This is a genomic window from Rummeliibacillus sp. POC4 (assembly GCF_003576525.1).
GTDB lineage: Bacteria > Bacillota > Bacilli > Bacillales_A > Planococcaceae > Rummeliibacillus.
Genome location: NZ_QWUA01000044.1, coordinates 1 through 3865, shown reverse-complemented (window position 1 = coordinate 3865; position 3865 = coordinate 1). Strand labels below are relative to the sequence as shown.

The window sequence follows — 3865 nt, the reverse complement described above, 5'->3', positions numbered from 1 at the left end:
GGCGATCTTAGAGAGTGTATCACCAGCTTTTACTTTGTAAGTCGTAGAAGATGTCACTTTGCTAGAAGAACTTGAACTAGTTTTAATTTTAAGTTTTTGACCAACTTTAATTTTCGTCGTTTTAAGATTATTCCAGTTCATAATCGTCTTATATGAAACATGGTATTTTGACCCGATTTTTGATAAGGTATCTCCGGACGTAACCTTATATGTAGTAGTTGCTGCAGAAGCAGTGAATGGACCTATTGTCGAAAAAAGCATAATTGAACTTAGCCCTACTGCCGATATTTTTAGTTTTTTCACTAGTATTAGTTCCTCCTTTTATTTTTCACACATGTTAATAGTATAAAAGGAAGTAACATCAATAATATGTTATTTTCATCAAATTTATATTACAAAAACCAGTTCATTTTACAATTTGGTAAAATTGTTACCTGAAAACAGTTAATATTAAATATAGATTGCATAAAAAAACCCCAAACCATTGAGGGGTGGCGTGGCGTTTTTTCTATCAAAAGGAGAGTCTTGACATGTGAGCAAAACAATCATTCAAAATTGCCTCACTCTCTAACACTCTGTGCTAGCCATTAGATAGAGGGAGGGTCTAATCCCAACTATTCTAATTGGATAATATTATAAAATGTTAGAATCATATTTGCAACAAAAAATAATTTGAAAATAGTGAAAAATCAAAAAAGTAAAGTGGGCAATCCATTGGAATGAATGATATATAAATTTATAACTGAAATTATCGAGTGAACCGCTAAATTTTTACAGTGTAAATCCTTATTTATAAATTTTTTACTGTGCAATCGCACAATTTTTGCATATAGAAAGAGAATGACTGGAATATTAGTTTTATATTATTTAGAATATTTAGATATATAAAAGAGATAGATAGCACACCAAGAGGGGGATTTTATGCTAATGAGAATTTTAAACTTTTTGGGGTTTATAACAGATGATACAGATGAAGATTATGATGACACGATACATAGAAACTAAAAAATAGCTAAGCTGTGTCCAATTTTTCTTCTAGTTTAGTATTTTTCAATATCTTTCAACAATTCTTTTAAGTATTTGTTAAAATAAAAGAAAAAAGTGAGAACAAATATGAAAAAGTATCCGTTAAAACTGCAACATTTAATTATTGGGGTTGTGGCTTTGGCATTTATACTGACCATTTCAAGTAGCCTTTGGAGCAGTTATCGTATGAATAAACAGACTTTAATAAATAACACACTTGAAACAAATCGTGTATATGCAGAAAAGCTAGCGACTACTGCTACGAATTATTTAGATGAAACGCTTCAAACATTAACATTAAGTTCAAATACAATTGCAAAAAAGATGGATAATGAAGAGATACTTCTTGAAGAAGCTGAGCGTTTACGAATGCAGACCAATACCTTTAATTCAATATCAATTGTAAATGCGAAAGGAAAAGTACTCGCCACATCTCCACAGACAATTGATATTAAAGGGAAAACATTAACTTCTAATGCTATTAAAAAGGCCATTAAAGAACAAAGGCCGATGATATCTGATCCATATAGAGCTATGACCAATCGTGAAATTGTCTACATATCAGCACCCATCTTCAATAACTCAGGAAAATATTTGGGACTAGTAGGTGGTACAATTTATTTGGAAGAGCAGAATATTCTACATGAGTTATTGGGGAAGCATTATTATGATGATGGTTCATACGTTTATGTAATAGATTCTAATGGGAAAATTATCTATCACCAAGATCAATCACTTATTAATACAGTGGTAAAGGATAATGCAGGTGTCCAAAAGATAATAGCCAGCCATGAAAGTGGCGCACAAAGAGTTATAAACTCAAACGGACAAGACATGCTTGCGGGGTATGCAACAGTTGACAAGGCAGGTTGGGGAGTGATATCTCAAAGACCAACAGAAAAAGCACTAGAGCCATCAGAAAACATGATGAAAGAGATGCTTATTACAGCCTTGCCTTTATTATTAATTTCCCTACTTATTGTGATTTGGGCAGCATTGAAAATATCTAAGCCGTTGCAAAGATTAGCTGAGTTAACTGAAAGTAGTATGGAGAAAAATGAGGAAAAGAATCTTTCAGCAGTTCCAGCGTGGTATTACGAAGTTAAACAATTGAAAAATGCACTAATTAAGAGCTTGAACTTTCTACATAAACAAGTCGATTATTTTATGGATCAATCGACTACAGATCCATTAACCGGGTTATCAAATCGTCGAACATTAGATGTTAAAATGGATGAATTGATCACTTCCAATACATCATTTTCTATTATTCTAATGGATATAGATCATTTCAAATTGGTTAATGATACCTATGGTCATGGTATAGGTGATGAGGTTCTACAATATTTAGCCCTTAGTATGAAAGCAGTCACTCGTTCAACCGATTTGTGTTGTCGTTATGGTGGAGAAGAATTTATCATTCTACTACCAAATACAACTATGCAGGGTGCTTTTGAAATTGCAGAATTTTTACGTATGAAGCTTGAAAATACATCAAGTCCTACGGGGAATGCTATTACTGTTTCTGCTGGAATAGCAGAATTCCCTACAACAGAGACTACTTCTGCAAAATTGATCGAGATTGCTGATCAATGTTTATATGAGGCAAAAAACAAAGGTAGAAATCAAGTTATTATCTCCCGTTCTTTGAACCCAACTGTTTAAGTTAGTTGGGTTTTATCTATTATGTAAATAGTTCTCATTTTCTCGTAGTGAGTAGTTATATTGTTGTAAAACTGTTTGTTTTTAAAACTAAAAAATGATTTATAAAACTAAATCAAATTGAGAGAAGGATAAAATTGAGAAGATGAGTTATTTAGGTTTAGTTTTCTTTCAAGTAGTTGCTCCTATTTTAGTGTTACTCGTTGTTGGTGGGATTATGCAACGTAAGTTTCAATTCAACTTAAAAGCTTTATCAAATTTAATCACGTACTGTTTAATGCCATCAGCAGTTTTTGTGAATATCTATGAAACAAATGTTAATCCAGTTGTTGTAGGGAAAATTTTAATCTATTTATTTGCATATAGTATTTCTTTAATGGTTTTAAGTACAACCATTAGTAAGATCTTGAAGCTAGAAAAAAGGAAATCAGCTATTTTTAAAAATAGTATTGTGCTTATTAACTCTGGAAATTATGGCATCCCAGTGAGTCAAATGGTATTCCATGCACAACCATTAGGTACTGCCATCCAAATCATTACGGTAATTTTTCAAAACTTAACAACGTATACTTATGGTTTGTATAATCTAATTTCAACGACAAAATCAGGTTGGGAAATTGCAAGAAGCATAGTGAAACTTCCAATTGTTCATGGGCTAATATTAGGGATTGTTTTAAAGATAGCAAATATTCAATTGCCAGAGTTTTTATCTATTTCAATTGGACATATGGCAGATGCATTTGTTGCTATTGCATTACTAACATTAGGAGCGCAGTTGTCTAAAATACATGTCAGTACAATGTTTAACAAAATGTTATATATGAGTTGTATTGGAAGATTACTCATGGGACCATTAGTTGCCTTTGCTTGGATTTCAATTTTTGGTTTTCATGGAGTAGTGGCTCAATCACTGTTAATTGCTAGTTCATTTCCTACATCAAGAAATAGTTCTACTCTGGCTTTAGAATATGATGTAGAATCAGAACTTGCTGCACAGACAGTTTTATTTACGACAATTGTTAGTTGCATAACCGTTACAATAGTGATTTATGTGGCAAAACTTTTATATGCATAAACTTTCAATGTGAATTTTAAAAAGAAACTATTTAGAATGTGTTTTTCTAAATGGTTTCTTTTTTGTATAAATCTTAAGGAATTCTTCATTTTTTTAATATGA

General features: G+C 31.7%; 3 protein-coding genes. 2 read left to right on the top strand and 1 reads right to left on the bottom strand.

The genetic code is table 11. The annotated features are described in order from the left end of the window. Positions 1–303 (bottom strand): LysM peptidoglycan-binding domain-containing protein (locus tag D1606_RS12030; protein ID WP_119416259.1); only part of this gene is annotated, 303 nt, incomplete at its 3' end. Between the two features lie 810 nt (positions 304–1113). On the opposite strand from D1606_RS12030, the gene D1606_RS12025 reads away from it, so the two are divergent. After that, on the top strand, positions 1114–2691 hold the full coding sequence (locus tag D1606_RS12025; protein WP_119416258.1) for a sensor domain-containing diguanylate cyclase: 1578 nt from the start codon (positions 1114–1116) through the stop codon (positions 2689–2691). A gap of 142 nt (positions 2692–2833) precedes the next feature. Then, complete coding sequence (locus D1606_RS12020; protein ID WP_119416257.1) at positions 2834–3763, top strand: AEC family transporter; 930 nt, start codon at positions 2834–2836, stop codon at positions 3761–3763. Positions 3764–3865 lie beyond the last annotated feature (102 nt).